Origin of the sequence: Bacillus kexueae, assembly GCF_022809095.1 — a bacterium.
Taxonomy (GTDB): domain Bacteria; phylum Bacillota; class Bacilli; order Bacillales; family Aeribacillaceae; genus Bacillus_BZ; species Bacillus_BZ kexueae.
Window position 1 is genome coordinate 548,296 of record NZ_JALAZE010000002.1, and the last position, 19,320, is coordinate 567,615.

At 39.2% G+C, this 19,320-nt stretch carries 19 protein-coding genes and 1 other annotated feature; of the genes, 11 read left to right on the plus strand and 8 right to left on the minus strand.

Features of this window, described 5'->3' with window-relative positions; translation table 11 throughout:
* Positions 1 to 61: 61 nt before the first annotated feature.
* Entirely contained in the window at positions 62 to 1,474 is a 1,413-nt protein-coding gene (gene gndA, locus ML543_RS06950; RefSeq protein ID WP_243386410.1) for an NADP-dependent phosphogluconate dehydrogenase, read from the plus strand.
* Positions 1,475 to 1,982: 508 nt separating this feature from the next.
* On the opposite strand, the gene ML543_RS06955 is transcribed toward gndA, so the two are convergent.
* Both ML543_RS06955 and zwf read right to left on the minus strand, forming a co-directional pair.
* Positions 1,983 to 2,603: a cyclase family protein gene (locus ML543_RS06955; RefSeq protein WP_243386411.1), complete on the minus strand. Its 621-nt coding sequence runs from the start codon at positions 2,601 to 2,603 to the stop codon at positions 1,983 to 1,985.
* Positions 2,604 to 2,615: 12 nt separating this feature from the next.
* Positions 2,616 to 4,100, minus strand: coding sequence for a glucose-6-phosphate dehydrogenase (zwf, locus tag ML543_RS06960; RefSeq protein WP_243386412.1), 1,485 nt, complete (start codon positions 4,098 to 4,100; stop codon positions 2,616 to 2,618).
* A gap of 496 nt (positions 4,101 to 4,596) precedes the next feature.
* Between zwf and rnz the strand changes: the two genes are divergently transcribed.
* Together rnz and ML543_RS06970 are read left to right on the plus strand one after the other, a co-directional pair.
* Complete coding sequence (gene rnz / locus ML543_RS06965; RefSeq protein WP_243386413.1) at positions 4,597 to 5,526, plus strand: ribonuclease Z; 930 nt, start codon at positions 4,597 to 4,599, stop codon at positions 5,524 to 5,526.
* 6 nt (positions 5,527 to 5,532) lie between these two features.
* Positions 5,533 to 6,072: a histidine phosphatase family protein gene (locus tag ML543_RS06970; protein ID WP_243386414.1), complete on the plus strand. Its 540-nt coding sequence runs from the start codon at positions 5,533 to 5,535 to the stop codon at positions 6,070 to 6,072.
* Positions 6,073 to 6,332: 260 nt separating this feature from the next.
* Here ML543_RS06970 and namA read toward each other — a convergent pair whose 3' ends face one another.
* Positions 6,333 to 7,352, minus strand: a complete 1,020-nt coding sequence (gene namA, locus ML543_RS06975; RefSeq protein WP_243386415.1) for an NADPH dehydrogenase NamA — start codon at positions 7,350 to 7,352, stop codon at positions 6,333 to 6,335.
* 122 nt (positions 7,353 to 7,474) lie between these two features.
* On the opposite strand from namA, the gene ML543_RS06980 reads away from it, so the two are divergent.
* Positions 7,475 to 9,091, plus strand: coding sequence for a M20/M25/M40 family metallo-hydrolase (locus tag ML543_RS06980; RefSeq protein WP_243386416.1), 1,617 nt, complete (start codon positions 7,475 to 7,477; stop codon positions 9,089 to 9,091).
* A gap of 68 nt (positions 9,092 to 9,159) precedes the next feature.
* Here the strand turns inward: ML543_RS06980 and proC (ML543_RS06985) are convergent, their stop codons facing one another.
* Positions 9,160 to 9,993 carry a pyrroline-5-carboxylate reductase gene (gene proC, locus ML543_RS06985; RefSeq protein ID WP_243386417.1) on the minus strand — a complete coding sequence of 278 codons (834 nt, stop codon included), beginning with the start codon at positions 9,991 to 9,993 and terminating at the stop codon, positions 9,160 to 9,162.
* A gap of 381 nt (positions 9,994 to 10,374) precedes the next feature.
* Positions 10,375 to 10,582: a binding site (T-box leader), on the minus strand.
* A 192-nt stretch (positions 10,583 to 10,774) separates the two neighbouring features.
* Here proC (ML543_RS06985) and ML543_RS06990 point away from each other — a divergent pair.
* From ML543_RS06990 to proC (ML543_RS07000), 3 genes are all read left to right on the plus strand, one after another.
* Entirely contained in the window at positions 10,775 to 11,740 is a 966-nt protein-coding gene (locus tag ML543_RS06990) for an MBL fold metallo-hydrolase (RefSeq protein ID WP_243386418.1), read from the plus strand.
* Between the two features lies 1 nt (position 11,741).
* A complete protein-coding gene (locus ML543_RS06995; RefSeq protein ID WP_243386419.1) occupies positions 11,742 to 12,536 on the plus strand; it encodes an SDR family NAD(P)-dependent oxidoreductase in 795 nt (264 codons plus the stop codon).
* 163 nt (positions 12,537 to 12,699) lie between these two features.
* Positions 12,700 to 13,509: a pyrroline-5-carboxylate reductase gene (gene proC, locus ML543_RS07000; RefSeq protein ID WP_243386420.1), complete on the plus strand. Its 810-nt coding sequence runs from the start codon at positions 12,700 to 12,702 to the stop codon at positions 13,507 to 13,509.
* Positions 13,510 to 13,889: 380 nt separating this feature from the next.
* Here proC (ML543_RS07000) and ML543_RS07005 read toward each other — a convergent pair whose 3' ends face one another.
* Entirely contained in the window at positions 13,890 to 14,087 is a 198-nt protein-coding gene (locus ML543_RS07005; protein WP_243386421.1) for a YqzH family protein, read from the minus strand.
* Between the two features lie 335 nt (positions 14,088 to 14,422).
* On the opposite strand from ML543_RS07005, the gene ML543_RS07010 reads away from it, so the two are divergent.
* Positions 14,423 to 15,637 (plus strand): Y-family DNA polymerase, encoded by a 1,215-nt coding sequence (locus ML543_RS07010; RefSeq protein WP_279326596.1) that lies wholly within the window; start codon positions 14,423 to 14,425, stop codon positions 15,635 to 15,637.
* Positions 15,638 to 15,654: 17 nt separating this feature from the next.
* Entirely contained in the window at positions 15,655 to 15,978 is a 324-nt protein-coding gene (locus ML543_RS07015; RefSeq protein ID WP_243386423.1) for a YolD-like family protein, read from the plus strand.
* Between the two features lie 121 nt (positions 15,979 to 16,099).
* Here ML543_RS07015 and ML543_RS07020 read toward each other — a convergent pair whose 3' ends face one another.
* On the minus strand, positions 16,100 to 16,309 hold the full coding sequence (locus ML543_RS07020) for a CDGSH iron-sulfur domain-containing protein (protein ID WP_243386424.1): 210 nt from the start codon (positions 16,307 to 16,309) through the stop codon (positions 16,100 to 16,102).
* 137 nt (positions 16,310 to 16,446) lie between these two features.
* Between ML543_RS07020 and ML543_RS07025 the strand changes: the two genes are divergently transcribed.
* Both ML543_RS07025 and ML543_RS07030 read left to right on the plus strand, forming a co-directional pair.
* The gene (locus ML543_RS07025; RefSeq protein WP_243386425.1) at positions 16,447 to 16,770 is read left to right on the plus strand and encodes an iron-sulfur cluster biosynthesis family protein; all 324 of its coding nucleotides are present in this window, start codon (positions 16,447 to 16,449) and stop codon (positions 16,768 to 16,770) included.
* 9 nt (positions 16,771 to 16,779) lie between these two features.
* Positions 16,780 to 17,022 carry a DUF2552 family protein gene (locus ML543_RS07030; RefSeq protein ID WP_243386426.1) on the plus strand — a complete coding sequence of 81 codons (243 nt, stop codon included), beginning with the start codon at positions 16,780 to 16,782 and terminating at the stop codon, positions 17,020 to 17,022.
* A gap of 37 nt (positions 17,023 to 17,059) precedes the next feature.
* Here the strand turns inward: ML543_RS07030 and ML543_RS07035 are convergent, their stop codons facing one another.
* Complete coding sequence (locus ML543_RS07035) at positions 17,060 to 17,989, minus strand: alpha/beta hydrolase (protein WP_243386427.1); 930 nt, start codon at positions 17,987 to 17,989, stop codon at positions 17,060 to 17,062.
* 218 nt (positions 17,990 to 18,207) lie between these two features.
* Positions 18,208 to 19,125, minus strand: coding sequence for a hydroxymethylglutaryl-CoA lyase (locus ML543_RS07040; RefSeq protein ID WP_243386428.1), 918 nt, complete (start codon positions 19,123 to 19,125; stop codon positions 18,208 to 18,210).
* Between the last annotated feature and the right edge of the window lie 195 nt (positions 19,126 to 19,320).

The window sequence follows — 19,320 nt, forward strand, 5'->3', positions numbered from 1 at the left end:
TTGTTTGGTATTTTCTAATTTGTATAAAAGTAACTTTTGTAAAGAAAGGGACGTTCACAAGATGTCAAAACAACAAATTGGTGTTATCGGACTCGCAGTAATGGGGAAAAACCTTGCTCTTAATATTGAAAGCAGAGGTTATTCCGTATCGGTTTATAACCGTTCATCTGCTAAAACTGAAGAAATGTTAGCAGAACATCCAGGGAAAAATATCGTTGGAACATATAGCGTTGAGGAGTTTGTACAATCGCTTGAGGTGCCTCGTAAAATTTTATTAATGGTAAAAGCAGGAGCACCTACAGATGCAACCATTGAGCAGCTTCTTCCGCATTTAGATGAGGGAGACATTTTAATTGACGGTGGAAATACATACTTTAAAGATACTCAACGCCGTAATCAATTATTAGCTGAACGTGGAATCCATTTCATTGGAACGGGTGTTTCTGGAGGTGAAGAGGGAGCGTTAAAAGGTCCTTCTATCATGCCAGGTGGACAAAAAGAAGCGCATGAGCTCGTACGCCCAATTTTTGAGGCAATCTCTGCGAAAGTAAATGATGAGGCTTGTACAACATATATTGGTCCAGATGGGGCAGGTCATTACGTGAAAATGGTCCACAACGGTATTGAATATGGTGATATGCAATTAATTTCTGAAGCCTACTTCATTTTAAAGCACGTATTAGGTTTAAGTGCAGAAGAGCTTCATGAAGTATTTGCAGAATGGAATAAAGGTGAATTAGACAGCTATTTAATTGAAATTACAGCTGATATTTTCACAAAAGTTGATGAAGAAACAGGTAAACCGCTTGTGGATGTCATCTTAGATACAGCAGGTCAAAAAGGGACAGGTAAATGGACAAGCCAGTCTGCGCTTGATTTAGGTGTTCCTCTTCCAATCATTACAGAGTCTGTTTTCGCTCGTTTTATTTCAGCCATGAAGGAAGAGCGTGTGAAAGCAAGTAAAGTTCTTTCAGGTCCAGAATTAAAACCATTTGAAGGCGATAAAGAAGCGTTAATTGAGGCTGTTCGTAAAGCGTTATACATGAGTAAAATTTGTTCTTATGCACAAGGTTTCGCTCAAATGAAAGCAGCTTCTGATGAGTATGAGTGGAACTTAAACTACGGTGAAATTGCAATGATTTTCCGTGGTGGTTGTATTATTCGTGCAGCCTTCTTACAAAAAATTAAGGAAGCATATGACCGTGATGCTAACTTACCAAACTTATTATTAGATCCTTATTTCAAGGAAATTGTTGAAGGTTACCAAGGAGCATTACGTAAAGTAATTTCACTAGCGGTAGAGCGTGGTATTCCGGTACCTTCATTCTCAGGAGCTCTTGCGTACTATGATAGCTATCGTACGGAAACATTACCAGCGAATTTAATTCAAGCACAACGTGACTACTTTGGTGCACACACATATCAACGCATCGACAAGGAAGGTGTGTTCCATACGGATTGGTTAGCAAAATAATAGCCATTTCATTTATTCAATTCCACCTTTTGTCGAAAGTAAAAGACATCGAGAACTTTCTCGATGTCTTTTTAGTTGTTACAGAAAGTTTAAGTTCAATAAAGTGTTAAAGTATTCTCTTTACAGTTTTTTGGTGTCTAGCTCCAACCGCCATCAGCTCGGGTCGCTTCGGCCCTGTTGTGCAACGGAAGCCTCCTCGGAGTTCCTCCAGCGCCCTTCGCCTAAGGACTTGCGCTTTTTCTGTGAAAATAAAAATTACCTATGAGCTGAATGATCGATCATGATAGGTAGATGGTAGAAAGAAAAAACCTCGGGGAGAATAAATTTTCATGTCCGGGGTGTGAGTGTAAAATCATGTATGTTTCTTATTTTTGAGAGAAAAAACTTGATTGTTTATGTTGTCCAGATAGGGGGAAGGCCGTTCCCTACATAAAGTAGGGGCTTAGAGAAGGGGGAAATAGATTTAAACAGAATAAAAAACAACCTAGCGAAGCGCTAGGTTGTTTAATTATGCATTTATTCCTTCAAACAGTAACACACGTGCAGGAGCAGCATCTGTGCCTTGAATTTTGAGAGGTGCAGCTACCATGAAATACTCTCCCTCTGGTACTTCTTTTAAACGTAACCCCTCCATAATAATCACTTTATTGCTAAATAATGTGCGGTGGGTAGGGTGACCTGGCTGGCTACGTTCAATTCCTAAACCATCAATTCCAATACCTTTTACACCGATTTCAGCTAAGTAATGCGCCGCGTCTTCTGAGACGAAAATAAATTCAAAATTAAATGCATCCTCAAGGGAGTTTTTCGTTTTGAATAAGATGAAGTCACCTTTTTCAATTGAGAGAGTCTCTACATCTTTCTTTGTGATTCGATCTTCAACATGGGTTAAATCAAAAAGTTTAATACGGCCGACTAAATCCTCGATAGCGATTGTTTCCATCGTTTCTCCGTCGTTAATCATGTGAAGTGGAGAATCGACATGAGTCCCCGTGTGTAAATCCATATCAATACGGGATTCTGTTACGTGGGCGTTTGTTACGGTTTGAATTTTCGGTTGCTTTTCAGGTTTGTTCTTATATACAGGCATTCCTTCAAAAATAGGTGCTGTTACATCGTATAGTTTCATCGAATTCACTCCTTACTTATCGTCATTTGAAATCGGCCACCAGTGGAAACCGTCTTTTGCTAATAGTTCATCAGCTGCATCAGGACCCATTGTACCGGCATCATAGTTTGGAAACGCTGCTTTTTCATTTTCCCATGCTTGTGAAATCGTATCGACATAGCTCCAAGAAAGAGCCACTTCGTCCCAATGTGTAAAGTTTGTTGCATCCCCAAGCATGCAGTCATGAAGAAGTTTTTCATATGCTTCTGGTGTATTCATTCCGTCGATTCCATTATTATTATAAGAAAGTTTAATTGGTGTAGCGATAGAGCTTGCACTTACTTTTTTCGCATTTAAATGAAGTGTAATTCCTTCATCTGGCTGGATATGAATAACTAATAAGTTAGGATGTTTATCCGTATCGTTTTTGTAGTATAGGTTCATCGGGATGTCTTTAAATTCAACGACAATCTTCGTTGACTTTTCTTTCATCCTTTTACCTGTACGAATATAAAACGGAACTCCAGCCCATCTATAGTTATCAATCATTATTTTCCCTGCAACGTAAGTTTCAGTGTTCGAATCATGTCCCACTTCGTCGCGATAACCTAAAACATCATTCTCGTTTACTTTTCCTCTTCCGTATTGACCACGGACAAAATACGTAGAGACTTCATCTACCGAAAGTGGACGTAGAGAGCGTAATGCTTTAATTTTTTCAGAACGGATTTCGTCTGTTGTTAGCTTAATTGGTGGCTCCATTGCAAGAAGGGCAACCATTTGCAACATATGGTTTTGTACCATATCACGTAATGCGCCTGACTTATCGTAATAGCCAGCACGTTCTTCAACGCCTAACGCTTCACTTGATGTAATCTGAATATTGGAGATAAAACGGTTATTCCATAAATGCTCAAAAATAGCGTTTGCAAATCGAATGACCTCGATATTTTGAACCATTTCTTTTCCTAAATAATGGTCGATTCGATAGATTTCTTCTTCTTCAAATGCGGCGCGAAGTTCTTCGTTTAGTTTCTTTGCAGATGATAAATCGTGACCGAACGGCTTTTCAATTACTAGGCGTGTCCAACCATTTGTGTCTTTTAATCCATAACTTTTTAAGTTGTTTGCAATCGTACCGAAAAATTCTGGTGCCATGGCTAAATAAAAGATACGATTTCCTTCTGTACCATATTGACCGTCCAAGTCGCTTAATAAGCTTCGTAAGTCATGATAAGATGATGGATTCGTCACATCAAAAGGATGGTAATAAAAATGGGATGTAAAATCATCTAGTTCCTCTTGGCATGGAACAGCATTTTGAACAGATTGTTTCACATTTTCACGAAATACATCGTTAGTCCAAGGGCGACGTGCTACACCGACCACTGCAAAATCATGATCTATTTTTCCATTTTGATACAGTTTGTAGATGGAAGGAAATAATTTACGTTTGGCTAAATCTCCAGTTGCACCAAAGATGACGATAACTGCTTTCGGTTTATGTAATGTATTCACTGTATGTACCTCGCTTTTGTATAAACTTTCATCAACTAACCTTGTAGAAAGGAGAAAATCCTTACAACGATGAATACCCTTATCTAAGTAATTAATTTTAAAGGGTATTAAGCTGTAACGCAAATATTATTCACTCAACTCCATATACTCAGTTCCAATGTGAATGATTATTCACAATTTTTCTCATCTCATGTATGCTAAGATTACATATATTTAGGCTGTTTTCGTATAGATTGTTACTTTTTCAGACATTTTTAAAAAGAAATCTGGACATTGCTACGGACACTTGCTTTCCGCAGGGAGGAAGTCGAGTCTTCTCGGTATGCGCCTGTGGCCCTTTCCTCTACATCCCGCAGGAATCAAGTGCCCTCTGCTCCTTAACAAAGGGAAAAAACGATTCTCAACAATGCATGTTATACACACTAAGAGCAGCAATTCTTTAGAAAAGAGCCTATAATTATTCGTATAAATTTGCAAATAGGTTGGTGGAAGGTTAGTGGAGATATATTTTTTAGGGACAGGGGCTGGTGTTCCTGCAAAAGAACGAAATGTTTCCTCGATCGCACTAAAGCTATTAGAGGAGAGGAAATCTGTTTGGCTTTTTGATTGTGGAGAAGCGACTCAGCATCAAATTTTACATACATCGATCAAACCGAGAAAGATTGAAAAAATCTTTATCACGCATTTACATGGTGATCATATTTTCGGTATTCCGGGACTATTAGGAAGCCGTTCGTTTCAAGGAGGCGAATCTCCTCTCACCATTTATGGCCCCGAAGGAATAAAAGAGTTTATTTTAAATGCTATACGTTTGAGCAGCACTCACTTGAAATATAAGTTGAAAATCGTCGAAATAGAGGAAGATGGATTGCTCTTTGAGGACGAGACGTTTCAAGTGTATGTTAAAAAGCTAGATCATGGTATCCCTTCATATGGTTTTCGTGTCGTAGAAAAGGATTTACCAGGAATGCTTCAAGTGAACAAATTGAAGGAGCTCGGAGTAAAACCAGGTCCAGATTATAAAAGATTAAAAAATGGTGAATTAGTTACGTTAGAGAATGGAACCGTTTTAAATGGAAAAGATTTTCTCGGACCTGATAAAAAAGGCCGTATTGTGACAATCCTTGGTGACACACGAGCATGTGAATCTCGATTTGAATTAGCAGAAAATGCGGATGTTTTAATTCATGAAGCGACGTTTGCGAAAAATGATGAATCTCTCGCGTTTGAATACTATCATTCTACGACCGTTGATGCGGCGAAATTAGCGAAAAAAGCAAACGTTCATCATTTAATCCTTACTCATATTAGCTCTCGATATCAAGGGGATGCGGCTCTTCAAACGCTATGGCAGGAAGCGAAAGAAGTATTTGATCAAACCTACGTTGCTCGGGATTTTTATCGCCATGAAGTGAAAAGGAGGTAGAGGAAGGTGAAGACGTTATTCGTTGTACGGCATGCGAAAGCAAGAGGGCAGGAGTTTGACGCACAACTAACTGAAGAAGGAAGGAAACAGGCATCCCAACTTGCCTATTTCCTTGCACCCTATACTGTAGAAAGAATTATTTCCAGTCCGTTTGTACGTGCTAAGGAGACCATTACTCCTTTTGCACAAATAAAAGGGATTCCGATAGAGTTAGATGATCGATTAGGAGAACGTGTTTTAAGTGATACAACACTTGAAGGATGGAAAGAGAAACTAAGGGAAAGCTTTGATGATTTTTCCCTCAAGTTTCCTGGAGGAGAGTCTAACGAGGAAGGGTTAGGTCGAGTTAAACATCTTATGAATGATCTTCTGAATGCTCCTGAAAAGACATTTGTCCTCGTCAGCCATGGAAATTTAACAACATTAATATTAAACTTCTTTGATCAAACATATGGATATGATCATTTAATGCAACTGACAAACCCAGATGTTTTTCAGATTGATATGAATAAAGAAGGGGCAGACATTAAACGTATTTGGAGTTGACGATATGAAGAAGAAGTTGGTTCAATCACCTTTCAACAATAGGACTTATGATATCCTTTGCGTTTATTTTGCTATTTGTCGAACGGCTTTTAATTGGATATTTCATAGTGGAGATGCTTTTTGGATTATAACAAAAAAGCTGAGATTGAGGGCGAGGACGTGCTAAAACCGTATAAGCTGAAACAATAGGTAGGGGAACGATACAGGAATCAATGATAAGATGTTAGAAGGGGACGCTTCCAAGCATCCCCTATTTATTGTTACTTCCAACCGCGTTCATAAGGAACAGGTGCTTCAATGTCTGTGTTTAATTGACTAGCTGCTTCGTATGCGAAATAAGGATTTCGTAACAATTCTCGCCCGATAAAAATTAGGTCAGCACGATTATTTTTCAAAATTTCTTCTGCTTGTTGTCCAGACGTAATCATCCCGACAGCTCCAGTTAATATCTTTGCTCCGTTTCGAATAGTCTCAGAGAAGGGAACTTGGTAACCTGGATAAACGTCGATTGTAGCTGGTACTACTGCTCCAGAGCTTACATCAATGAGATCGACACCATCTTTTTTCATCCACTCGGCATATTCGATATAGTCTTGAGGTGTCAATCCTCCATTCTGATATTCATGGGCGGATATTCGGACAAAAAGGGGACCATCCCATACTTCTTTGATTGCAAGAATAACCTCATGTAAAAATCGGTAACGCTTCTCTTTCGTTCCACCGTAGGCATCATTCCGTTTATTAGTAAGGGGAGATAGAAATTCATTAATTAAATATCCGTGAGCACTATGGATTTCAATAATGTCGAAGCCGGCTTCTTTCGCTCTTCTTGCTCCATGTTGAAACGCTTCAATCGTGTCTGTGATATCATTGTTTGACATTTCTTTTGGCGTTTTCGCTTGATTATCAAATGGTATGGCGGAAGGGGCGATAATTTCCCCGCTAATGTTAGCTTTTCGTCCTGCGTGCGCAAGCTGAATGGCTGTTTTTGCCCCGTATTGATGAATTCCGTTCACTAACTTTTTAAGAGGATCGATATGGTTGTCATGCCAAATCCCTAAGTCCTGTTCAGATATTCTACCTTGTTTTGTAACGGCTGTTGCTTCAAGCATGATTAAGCCGATTTGCCCGACTGCCCGTGATATGTAATGAGTAAAATGGAAGTCTTCTAGAAAACCTTCTTTATTCGTTGCTGAATACATACACATAGGTGACATGACCAATCGATTTTTTATCGTTACATTTTTAATAGTAATTGGCGTAAATAAAGCACGAGTCATATGTTTCGCCTCCCTAAACAATGATGAGCACATTATATCAAGGTTTCAAGACGACGTCATACATTTTGTTTGATGAGATGTGTTAAAATATTGAAATATCAGACAAAAAAGGGGTGTGTAGTGTGAAGTGGCAGTCATTTGATCAATTAAAGAACTTATTATGTACCCTCGTTGAGCATCCCTCCATTACAGGGACGAAAGAGGAAGTAAGCTTTAGCGAGCATTTATATTATTTATTGAAGAGCTTTCCTTACTTCGAAGCCAATCAAGAACATTTAAAACTCCATTCTTTACGTGATGGACGTCAATATTTGACGGCTTTAGTGAAAAAAGGGAAACAAAAAGAAACGGTAATTTTATTGAGTCATTTTGACGTCGTCGATACTAAAGATTACGGACATTTGGAACATTTGGCTTTTCGTCCGCGGGAATTGACAGATGAACTTAAGAACTATAAAGAACGAATGTCTAAATACGTTTTAAATGACTTAACGTCAGGAGATTGGTTATTTGGAAGAGGTGTTATGGATATGAAAGCGGGGCTGACCGTTCAGCTTTCCATGTTAGAACGGGCGATGAATGGGGAGTTTGATGGGAATCTACTTCTTTTGACAGTACCAGATGAAGAGGCCAATTCTGAAGGAATGCTTGGAGCGATCCCATATTTACAGCACGTAGCAAATGAATATGACTTAGACTTAAAAGCGTGCATTAATTGTGAACCAATGTTTGCACAATATCCGAACGACGATCATCTATACGTCTACACCGGATCGATTGGAAAAATATTAGCTGGCTTCTTTTGTAAAGGGATTGAGACACACGTTGGAGAACCTTTTTCCGGATTAAATGCTAATTTAATGGTTTCAGAATTAAACCGACTGCTTGAGCTCAATGACACTTTTTGTGAAATTGTTGACGGCGAAGTGACACCACCCCCTACAAATTTAATGCAGAAAGATTTAAAGGAAGAATATTCAGTACAAATTCCTCATGAGTCTGTTTCGATGTTTAACATCTTGATGATGAACCGCTCATTAAAAGACATACACACATTACTGTTTCAAACTGCTGTCCAAGCAGCAGAGCAAATTGAACGGACATACAGAGTGCGTGAAAAATCGTTTCGAACGAAAGTGCAGTTTTCCCCTCGACCTACAGCTGTATCTGTTTTTACGTATCAGCAACTACTTCAAAAGGCGATTGAACGGCATGGTGAAGTTGAAGTTGGGAGACGAATGGACTATTTACAATCCAACCGTGGAAGTTTAGGTGATCGGGATTTTTCAACGAGATTAGTTGCAGAGCTTGCTTCTTTATGTCAGGAGGAGTCACCGATGATTGTATTGTTTTACAGTCCTCCGTTTTATCCTGCGGTTTCATCGAAAGGTGACAAGCGGATTGAGTCGTTGACTAAACAATTGATTGATTATGCGAAAAATACGTATGACCTCGAATTAACACGACTTAATTACTTCCCTGGGTTGTCTGATTTAAGCTTTATGCAGTTAAATGAGGATACGAAATCATTGCATATGTTAACATCTAATATGCCGTTATATGGAAAGGGATATTATATGCCGTTTCATGAAATGAAGGCCTTAAATGTACCAATCTTTAATGTTGGGCCATATGGAAAAGATGCTCATAAATGGACGGAACGTCTTCATCTACCTTTTAGCTTCAATACGTTTCCTGATTTGCTACGATTTACGATTCAAACAGTATTAAAAAGCTAGTTTTTCGTCTCTTCGTTTGCACAACTTTTTCCAATAAAAGAAAGGCGTTGCTATTTGGAGGCAACGCCTTAAGAATGTGCACGAACTTGTTCAAAAAAGGCTAATTTAAGCTGTTTTGACCTAGCTTCTGCTGTTTTAACACATTCGACAATCGCGCTTTGGACATTTTGTGATTCTAAGACGGAAATCCCTGCTTCTGTTGTTCCTCCAGGACTTGTGACAGCTTGTCGTAATTGGGCAGCCTCCTTCGTTGTTTGGCGTAGCATTTCTGAAGCACCTTGTAAAGTTTGAACGATAAAGTTTCGCGCAGTTTCTTCATCAAGGCCCATTTCTTTGGCTGCCTTCTCTAAAGCCTCAACAATGTAATAGATATAGGCAGGTCCGCTACCCGCAAGTCCTGTAACGGCATCAAGTTGAGGTTCCTCGACAATTTGAACCATACCAATTGCTTCAAATAACATTTGAGCAAACTGTAATTGTTCATTTGTAGTATATGTCCCTTTCGCTAAGCCAGTTGCCGATAAGCGAATCGTGGCAGATGTATTAGGCATTGCGCGGATAATCGGCACTTCCCCGAGTATTTCTTCAATTGCTTCAATGGATACACCGGCCATTACCGAGATAATAAGATGATCTTTCGTAATAAACGGCTTGATTGAGCGGATAACACCTTCTGCTCCTTTCGGTTTGACAGATAAGATAATTACGTTCGTTTTTTTACACAATGATTGTTTGTTTGACGTAATGTTTACACCGTATGATTGATGAATGTGGTTCAACCTTTCTTCATTAGATTTGTTTGTCACGTAAATATGTTTTGGTTCATAAACTCCACCATTCACCATTCCGGCAAGGAACGCTTCTGTCATCGAGCCCGCACCGATAAATCCGATTGTTTTCATATCATTTCCTCCTCTTTACTGTTTGATTATATTCTTTAACTATTTCGTACCATTGTTGCTTATTAGTCATGAATGTAATACTTGAAGCACAAGACGGCGACTCCAGTGGGGCCAGCACGACCGAAGCCCCAGCAGACATGCATGAATCAACAATCTTTTAGAAAAAAGTCTATTTTTTAAATCCTCTACCAGTAACGAATGTTCTTTAGCAAAGGCTCTTTTCTAAAGGATTGTTGCTTTAGTACATGGAGCGCAATGTTCAGCATTCACTTTAAAAATGACTGAAAAAGCAACAATCTATACGAAAACAGCCTTAGCAAACAAGGATTTTAACTTCACATCTGTATAATTGAACCCAAAAATAAAAACCAGACCGTCCTAAAAAAGGACGGTCTGGTCACCGCGGTACCACCTTTATTGCTACGTCATGCGTAGCCAACTTCATTCTCGTAACGTGAGACACGGTTAGGTTTGCCTAACAGTTCATAGGGTAGGTTCGGTTAGGAGAGGACCGCGAAATTTTTCAGCCGGTGAATTTCGCTCTCTAAAGATCTGTCACTAACGTACTAGTCCTAATCATCACTTTATGTTTTGAGTTTTTTTCGACGTACTGATAAGTTTTCATCATTATGCAACGTTGGACAACTTATTGTCAAGGGTTTTTCAACGGAAATAAAATTCGAATTATTTGAATATAATGACAAAAGATGATTGAAGGTGTAAAATAAGGTTAAATTAAAACGATTCATTATTACAAAATAAGAATTGAGGCGGTTATACATTGGTAAATCAAGTTAAGCGACAAGAGATTATTATGCTATCAATTCCTACCCCTTTCCCTGTCGGTGATGTAAATGTATTTTTACTAAAAGGTAAATCCCTCACCTTAATCGATGTCGGTCCTAAAACAAAAGAGGCGTGGGAAAGCTTATGTCATCAATTGCAAACATATGGATATACAATACAAGATATTGATCAAGTGATATTGACTCACCACCATCCTGATCATGTTGGATTGGTTGAATGGTTACCTGAAAATATCCCGATTTATGGCTCGTACGCATTAGAGAAATGGTTACTTAAGGATGAGAGATTTTTTGAGAAGCAACAAGAGTTTTATTTGTCGCTGTTTCCGTTATTCGGTGTCGACCCATCGTTTATATCATCACTTAAAAAGTTTGAAAAAACGTACGAATTGGGCTGTAACCGTCCACTATCAGGATATTTGAAAGATGGAGATGTTATTGAATGGGAAGAGGATTGGGTTGTTATGGAAACACCTGGTCATGCTCAAAGTCATATCGTCCTACACAATCGAAAATCGTACGAATTAATTGGTGGCGACATGCTTCTTAACCACATTTCTTCGAATCCACTTCTTGAACCGTCTATTTCAGGAGAGGAGAGACCGAAACCACAACTGCAGTACAATAATTCCTTAAAAAAATTGTTGCACGTTCCAATTTCGGTTGTTTATCCTGGTCATGGCGATTCGTTTGAGGGGGCTCACTCACTCATACAAGTTCGTTTAAAAGAGCAGCATCATCGTGCCATGGATGTGTATAATCTTCTAAAAGATGGGCCAATGACAGCGTTTGAGATTTGTAAGCGGTTATTTCCAACAGTTTACAAGCGACAGTTATTGCTAACGATGTCTGAGACAATAGGACAGCTGGATTATTTGGAGCAATTGGATTATATTGCGGTTGAACATGAAAAAGGGGCTATCGTTTATAGGAGGAAATAAAGTGACAGGACATTTAAAAGACCGGCTTGTTGTGATAACAGGTGCTTCAAGTGGGTTAGGAGAAGCGATTGCCTACAAGGTAGCTGAAAGCGGTGGACATTTAATTTTACTTGCGAGAAGAACCGAGCGGCTCAAACAAATAGCTGATCAGATTCAATCAACTTATAATGTTTCTTGTGTCGTTGAATATTTAGACATTCGTAATTTACATTCAGTCGAAGCCACGTTCGAGCGAATTTTGCGTGAACACGACCGAATCGATGTGTTGGTGAATAATGCTGGGGTTGGGGTTTTTCGTTCATTTGAAGACGCTTCCTTAGAAGAAATGGAAGAGATGTTTGAAGTGAATGTATACGGGCTAATGGCTTGTACGAAATATGTATTGCCTTACATGTTAAAACAAAAAAGTGGGCATATCATCAATATCGCTTCACAAGCTGGGAAAATGGGAACGCCGAAATCTAGCATATATGCGGCGAGCAAACATGCGGTATTAGGTTTTACCAATAGTTTGCGTATGGAGGTAGCAGATTACGGTGTTTATGTAACAGCTGTAAACCCCGGACCCATTGAAACACCATTTTTTGAGACGGCAGATACATCAGGGAAATACGTGAAAAATGTGCGAAAGTGGATGCTACAACCTGATGAAGTAGCTGATAAGGTAGTTCGCCTTATGCTAACAAAAAAGCGTGAGTTAAATTTACCGTGGTGGATGGAATTCGGCAGTATCATTTATCGCCTTATGCCAACGGTTTTTGAACAGCTTGCGAAAAAGGGGTTTAACCAAAAATAAGTATTTAGGAAAAAGGACATTTTGCTACTAGCAATGTCCTTTTTTTTACCATTATATCGCAACTTCTTGTATACTATTTTCATATGTCTTTTTATCATACATGTGTTTAATGCGGAATAATACGGGAATATACGATACGTACATATAAAGAGGTGGGTAATAAATGAATTACAAGATTGGATTTATCGGTTGTGGAAACATGGCTCAAGCGATTATTGGGGGGATGTTACAATCCAATATAGTTGAAAGTTCACAAATTATGGCGAGTGCTCGGTCTGAAGTCACGATTAAGTCGGTCAATGAACGATTTTCTATACAGGTATTGTCAGACAATCGGGAAGTTTCAAGGCAAGCAGATATTCTTTTTTTAGCCGTTAAGCCAGATCAATATGCTGAAGTGATTGAAGAAATACGTCAACACATGAAAGAATCTGCTATTGTTATTTCCATGGCACCAGGTATGACACTTTCCACTTTAGAAGACAACTTTATACGGAAGGTGAAGCTTGTTCGTACAATGCCAAATACGCCTTCATTTGTGAGGGAAGGGATGACTGCATTTTGTTCGAACGCCTTTCTGACTGAAAATGATGAGAACCTCGTTCGCACTTTGCTTGAGACATTTGGAAGAGCTGAGAAGGTTGAGGAGTCTTTAATGGACGCCATTCCTGCAGTTAGTGGCTCATCTCCTGCTTATGTGTTTATGATGATTGAAGCATTAGCAGATGGTGCCGTCAAACAAGGAATTTCAAGGCAACAAGCATACAAACTAGCGGCTCAGGCTGTATTAGGAGCGGCCAAAATGGTGCTAGAAACAGGGAAGCATCCTGCTCAATTAAAGGATGAAGTATGTTCACCAGGCGGGGCGACTATTGAAGCTGTGGCAACGTTGGAACAGCGACAATTTAAAGGAACAATTATCGCTGCGATGGATGCGTGTGGACAAAAAGCAAAATCAATGGGTGAGAAATAACGAACAAGGCTGTTTTCGCATACAATGTTGCTTATTGATCATGAAATGATGAAGTACTTTAAGCGAAAGGAACGGAAACTAGACAGATTGTACCCACAGAAAGCGGCGGCCTTTTGTGAGAAAATTGTATATAATTCTTTTAGAATAAAGTTTAACGAAAAAATGCCAGAATGAAGGATAAATCTTCTTTCTGGCATTTTTTATTGTTACAGAAAGTTTACGTTCAATAAAGTGTTAACGTATTCTCTTTACAGTTTTTTTAATGTCTAGCTCCAAGCGCCATCAGCTCGGGTCGCTTCGGCCCTGCTGTGGCGACGGAAGCCTCCTCGCAGGTCCTTCAGCGCCCTTCGCCTAAGGACTTGCGCTTTGCGCTTTTCTTATCACATCTTATTCGTGATATAGTCGTAAACAGTATCTTCAATGACTTCAAACCATTCGCACGATTCATTTGCCTTTTTTTCGGCCATTATTGTTTGATACAACGCATGATGCTCCTCTTCTGTTAATGGATCAACTTCAAGGTCGCGACCATATTGGGCAAATGCTTTTTGTAATTTCTTCTCGATAAAATGCTGCATTCTATCCCTCTCATATATTACATGATGGTAATAGTATACGGCATATCTATTCATTTGTCTTTTAAAGTTAGGTTGTTTCGTATACATTGCTGGCATGAATACTTAACATTATGCTCCAGATACTACAGCCCAAACAACTTATGTTATTCGAACTAAACACAACACGCTCTTAGAAAAGGCCCTAAAGTTAAGATTGGTGACAACTACCATTGAATGCGAACGTATATTCTTATAAAATATGAATAAACTAACATCGAACATACATTCTGTTTTGGGGGTGAAGCTCAGTGGTACAGTATGATGAATTACCACAGCGGCGGATTTTGTGTATCGATATGAAAAGCTTTTATGCGAGCTGTGCCGCTGTGATGGATGGACTGAATCCATTAAATGACTACATTGCCGTTGTAGGGGATAAAGAGCGACAGGGGAGCGTTGTGTTGGCTGCTTCTCCAAAACTAAAAAAGGAATTTGGTGTGAAAACAGGGTCGCGTTTGTTTGAAATTCCAGAGGACCCTCGCATTCAAATTATCCAGCCTAAAATGGGAATGTACTTACGTATTTCGACTGAGATTACGCGTCTTCTGAATCGCTTTGTCCCGAAGCAATCCATTCATACTTATTCGGTAGATGAGAGTTTTATCGATGTAAGTGGGGTTGAGCAAATGTGGGGAGATTCCCGTACGGTTGCAAGGTTTATTCAGGAAGATTTAGAGCGTCAATTTCAACTTCCATGTTCCATTGGCATTGGTCCGAATATGTTAATGGCAAAGCTTTGCTTAGATTTAGAAGCGAAGAAAACAGGCATTGCGGAATGGACATACGATGATATTCCGACAAAGCTATGGCCTGTTCAACCACTTCGTGACATGTGGGGAATTGGAGGAAGATTAGAAAAAACGCTAAATCGAATGGGAATTTTTACGGTTGGCCAATTAGCTCACTATCCGCTTGAGCTTTTAGAGAAAAAATTCGGTGTCATGGGAAATCAGCTCTATTATCATGCATGGGGAGTTGATTTATCTGATATAGGAGCCCCGATTATTCAAGGACAAATTAGTTTTGGGAAAAGTCAGATTTTACTTCGAGATTACCCCAATCCCGACGAAGTAAAGTGTGTCATATTAGAAATGTGTGAAGAAGTAGCAAGAAGAGCGAGAAGGCATCGGAAAGTGGGGAGAACGGTTAGTTTAGGTATAGGCTATAGTAAGGATGAGTTCGGTGGTGGGTTCTATCGGTCAAAAACAATCGAATACCCGACAAATATTACGATGGACTTGTATGAAGTTTGCTTGCATCTATTTCATCAATTTTATGAAGGGAAAACGGTGCGAAATATTTCAATTGCTCTCTCTAATATTGAAGATGATCAATCCATGCAGCTCGATTTGTTTCAGCCGAATCGAGCGAGGCAGCATCAGCTTGGATACGTAATGGATCAAATACGTGAAAAATATGGATCAGGAGCTCTTTTGCGTGCGGTCTCGTATACAGAGGCAGGAACAAGTCTACATCGAAGTCGATTAATCGGTGGACATAAAGCGAATTAATGGGAGGAAGTGGTAGAGTGCTTCGTGATCGAGGAACAATGAAATGGACAGCTATGATGCTTCCAGAGCATGTGAAGTTGTTAAGAGATTGGGCTAAAGAAGACTTTTTTGAAGAGAAACCAGAGCTTGATGAACAAAGGCTTGAAGAATTAAATGAACAGCTAAGTCAATCGCTTGCGCAGTCGTGTACAATCAGCTTCTATCGGAATAAGCAAGTGGTTACGATTACAGGAAAGGTGAAAAAGTTGAACCCGTATGCACGAACCGTTGAAGTGATAACAAGAGATGGAAAGGGCGTTTCCATCGAGATGGATTTCATCATTGATATTGCGCGTATGTAGTGGAATCCGTATTGTACACTGTTTATAAACGCTCGCATTCAAGGGCATTGTTGCTAACTATGCGCATTGAATGACAAGCGTTTATACTCAGCCTGTAAGCTCGTTCGAAAAGAGGTCTATTTTATGACTCAGCTTTTTCAGCGCGAACGACAGAGTCGAATTTTCCTTTATGAGCACCGTCACAAAATGGCATTTTTTGTGAAAGACCGCAACGGCATAATGAAAAAGCTTGCTTCGTTTCAAATGGATTACCTTCAGCATCAATTAACTCAACATCGCCTGTCACACGGAATGAACCGTTATCATTTACTTTAATTTGTACTTTAGACAATGTACATTCCTCCTATTATGTAGAATTCCTCATAACATATCGTAAACATTTCCATCGGAAAAAGCAATGGAAGGTGAGAAAAGAAAAGCTGAAAGGCTTGTGGTACAATAACATTGGAATAGGAGTGGAGGAAGGAAATGAATATAATATTTACAGAACGAGCAAAAGAAAAAATGCAAGAGAATATACAAAAGCATCCAAACCGTTTTCTGAAGTTGAAATACGATACGGAGGGGTGCGGGTGTGTCGTAAGTGGAGTAACAGCGTTGTGGTTTGTAGAAGAGTTAGATTGGGACGATGAACGAATTGAAACAAACTTTGTTCCAATTTATGTTGAAAAATCGAAGAAAGTGTTTTTAGACGAAGAAATGAAAATTGACTTTCAAGAATCTGCAAATACGTACATGCTGATTAGTCCGGGGCAAATCTTAAATCCAAGAATGAGTTGCATGGTGAAGTGAGGGTAGGGAATGAAAGACAAGTTTCAATCATTAAAAAATATAGCATTAAATAAAACATGGGTCTCGTTTTTATATGAAAATCATCCGTACAGTTTAATGCACTGGTCGATCGGTGGTATGGAAAGCGAACAAAAGGATGTCTGGCTCCTTCAAGACGAAATGACTTTTGAGGCGAAGGAATTTGCTTCCATCGATGAAGCCATTGGCTGGATGAGAGAGCATATGCCGGCAATTACAGAAGTGCTCGGATAATATCACCTAAAAGAAAGCAGAGGTAAATCAATACGATTTATCCTCTGCTTTTTTCATGAGTTGTAAATTTGTATTTTGTAAGGAAGTCATCGATGGCTTTTTCATATTCCATGCGGTTTTCTGAATAGCTCATTGCATGTAGTCCTTTCGGTGCGATAAAAAGTTCTTTCGGTCCTTTCTTCTTTTCAAACAGTTCTTTCGTCATGGATACAGGAATGTAATCATCTCGTTCACTATGTATAAAAAGAACAGGTTGTTGAATTCTGTGAACAACATCAATGGGTGATACATCTTTTAAATCATAGCCTTCTCTTAATTTTAAAAAAGGCTTTGCGATAGGTAAAACGAGCGAGTGGTGAAGGCGAAAATCTTCTTTCAATCGAATTTTTAGCTGCTTTTCTAAACTAGAAAACGGACAATCAACGATGTAAAAGTCGCAGCCATGCCCAGTCGTACCGGCATACAATAACGTTGTAGCAGCCCCCATAGATTCGCCATGTATACCAATCGTCACATGTGAACCGAATCGCTTTCGAACAAATTCGACGACAGTTTGTAAATCGTCTTTCTCATAGTAGCCGTAGCTCGTCGTTTTTCCCCCTGATAGACCGTGGCGACGATGATCATAAATGATTACATTCCATCCTCGTTTCAGAAAAAGGTTCATATATTTAACCGAATTAATTAAATTCATTGTAACGCCGTGACTGATGATGATGAACATATCGGACGGATAAGGGTGAACGATATAGCCAAAAATGGCGTATCGATGCTTAGATGGAATAGAAAAAGGCTCTTTTGAAAGGGCATGAAAAGACGTCTCATCAAAGTGTCCAAAAGCAGCCTCACGTTCAATAATTTCGTTGTCTGTCCTTTTTTTTATATACAGCAGGCGGTTCGTGAAATAAAAACCAACGACTCCAACATAGCTTGCAAGAAGCATAAAAAGTGAAAAGAAAGACCGCATGTTCGCACCTCCGTTCAAGTTATCGTTATTGTAGCATAGTAGGAGACGGTAAAAAAATGAAGAAGGTGCTGTAATTCTCCCCCTGAATGTTTTCTATTAATGAAAGGTTATGACGTTAACGCGATTCAGAGCCGCTATTCACATCTAAAAAAGCAACAACGTCTACGATTAAACATATTCCTTTTCCTTAAAAGTTGTGTAAGAACGACAACATTGATTTAAATCGATTTTTGCTTCGTTCCTAGTTTATATAGTTGATACGTTTTTGACTGAATCGGACGCGATAAATAAGGTGAGATATAATCGAGAGCTTCATATAAAATCGGTAGGTCAATATTAGTTTGAATCCCCATAGATTGCAGCATAAAGACAATATCTTCAGTGGCGACATTCCCCGTAGCACCAGGGGCAAATGGACACCCACCGAGCCCTCCAGCAGAGCTGTCAAATCGGGTTATGCCAGCTTGTAGGGCCGCATATACGTTGGCGACGGCCATCCCTCTTGTGTCGTGAAAGTGAGCCGTAAGTAGTGTGTCTTTTTGAAAGTTTGTATGAAGCTTGGAGAATAGATGATAAACTTCCTCAGGGTTTGCCATACCAATCGTATCAGCGACACTTAAATCATCAACTCCTAAAGAAACAAATTGCTCACAAAGACGTAAAACGTCATCCGAATGAATTTTTCCCTCATAAGGACAATAAAAAGCGGTTGAAATACAAGCGCGAATGTATATTCCGCTCGCTTTTAATGAACGAATGAGCGGAGAGAGGGCACTCATACTTTCAGCGGTCGTTTTATTGATGTTTTTTTCATTAAATCCATTGCTTACGCCAACGAAAAAGGCTAAATGGGTACATCCCTCTTCAAGAGCTCGGTTTACGCCCTTTTCATTCGGGACTAACACTAGGTCACGACTGTCATTAGACTGACAAATTTGAACAATTTCAGATGCATCTTTCATTTGAGGGACCCATTTTGGAGAAACAAATGACGTAAGTTCCATTTCTTTGAAGCCGGCTTTTTTTAATTGTTGAATCCACTGCATTTTGACAGCAGTATCGATTAAATTGGCTTCATTTTGTAAACCGTCACGAGGTCCAACCTCGACAATTGTTACTTCGCGATTAGCGTTCATTCGTATTCATCCTCCTTTTGAAAAGGTTTTCATAATTATATTTTAGTAGAAATAGATAGACTTTTCCAAATATTATTTTAATTAATGGCTCTTTTCTAAAGGATTGTTGCTTTATGTGTGTAAATATACATGGTTGAAAATCGTTTTTCCTCCTTTGTAATGAAGCGGAGGGCACTTGACTCCTGCGGGATACAG

Coding starts and splice junctions, on each gene's coding strand:
- gndA (WP_243386410.1), top strand. CDS start 62: ATGTCAAAACAACAAATTGGTGTTATCGGACTCGCAGTAATGGGGAAA.
- ML543_RS06955 (WP_243386411.1), bottom strand. CDS start 2,603: ATGAAACTATACGATGTAACAGCACCTATTTTTGAAGGAATGCCTGTA.
- namA (WP_243386415.1), bottom strand. CDS start 7,352: ATGACTCGTGCTTTATTTACGCCAATTACTATTAAAAATGTAACGATA.
- proC (WP_243386417.1), bottom strand. CDS start 9,993: ATGAAAACAATCGGATTTATCGGTGCGGGCTCGATGACAGAAGCGTTC.
- proC (WP_243386420.1), top strand. CDS start 12,700: ATGAATTACAAGATTGGATTTATCGGTTGTGGAAACATGGCTCAAGCG.
- ML543_RS07005 (WP_243386421.1), bottom strand. CDS start 14,087: ATGCAGCATTTTATCGAGAAGAAATTACAAAAAGCATTTGCCCAATAT.
- ML543_RS07010 (WP_279326596.1), top strand. CDS start 14,423: ATGAAAAGCTTTTATGCGAGCTGTGCCGCTGTGATGGATGGACTGAAT.
- ML543_RS07025 (WP_243386425.1), top strand. CDS start 16,447: ATGAATATAATATTTACAGAACGAGCAAAAGAAAAAATGCAAGAGAAT.
- ML543_RS07030 (WP_243386426.1), top strand. CDS start 16,780: ATGAAAGACAAGTTTCAATCATTAAAAAATATAGCATTAAATAAAACA.
- ML543_RS07035 (WP_243386427.1), bottom strand. CDS start 17,989: ATGCGGTCTTTCTTTTCACTTTTTATGCTTCTTGCAAGCTATGTTGGA.
- ML543_RS07040 (WP_243386428.1), bottom strand. CDS start 19,125: ATGAACGCTAATCGCGAAGTAACAATTGTCGAGGTTGGACCTCGTGAC.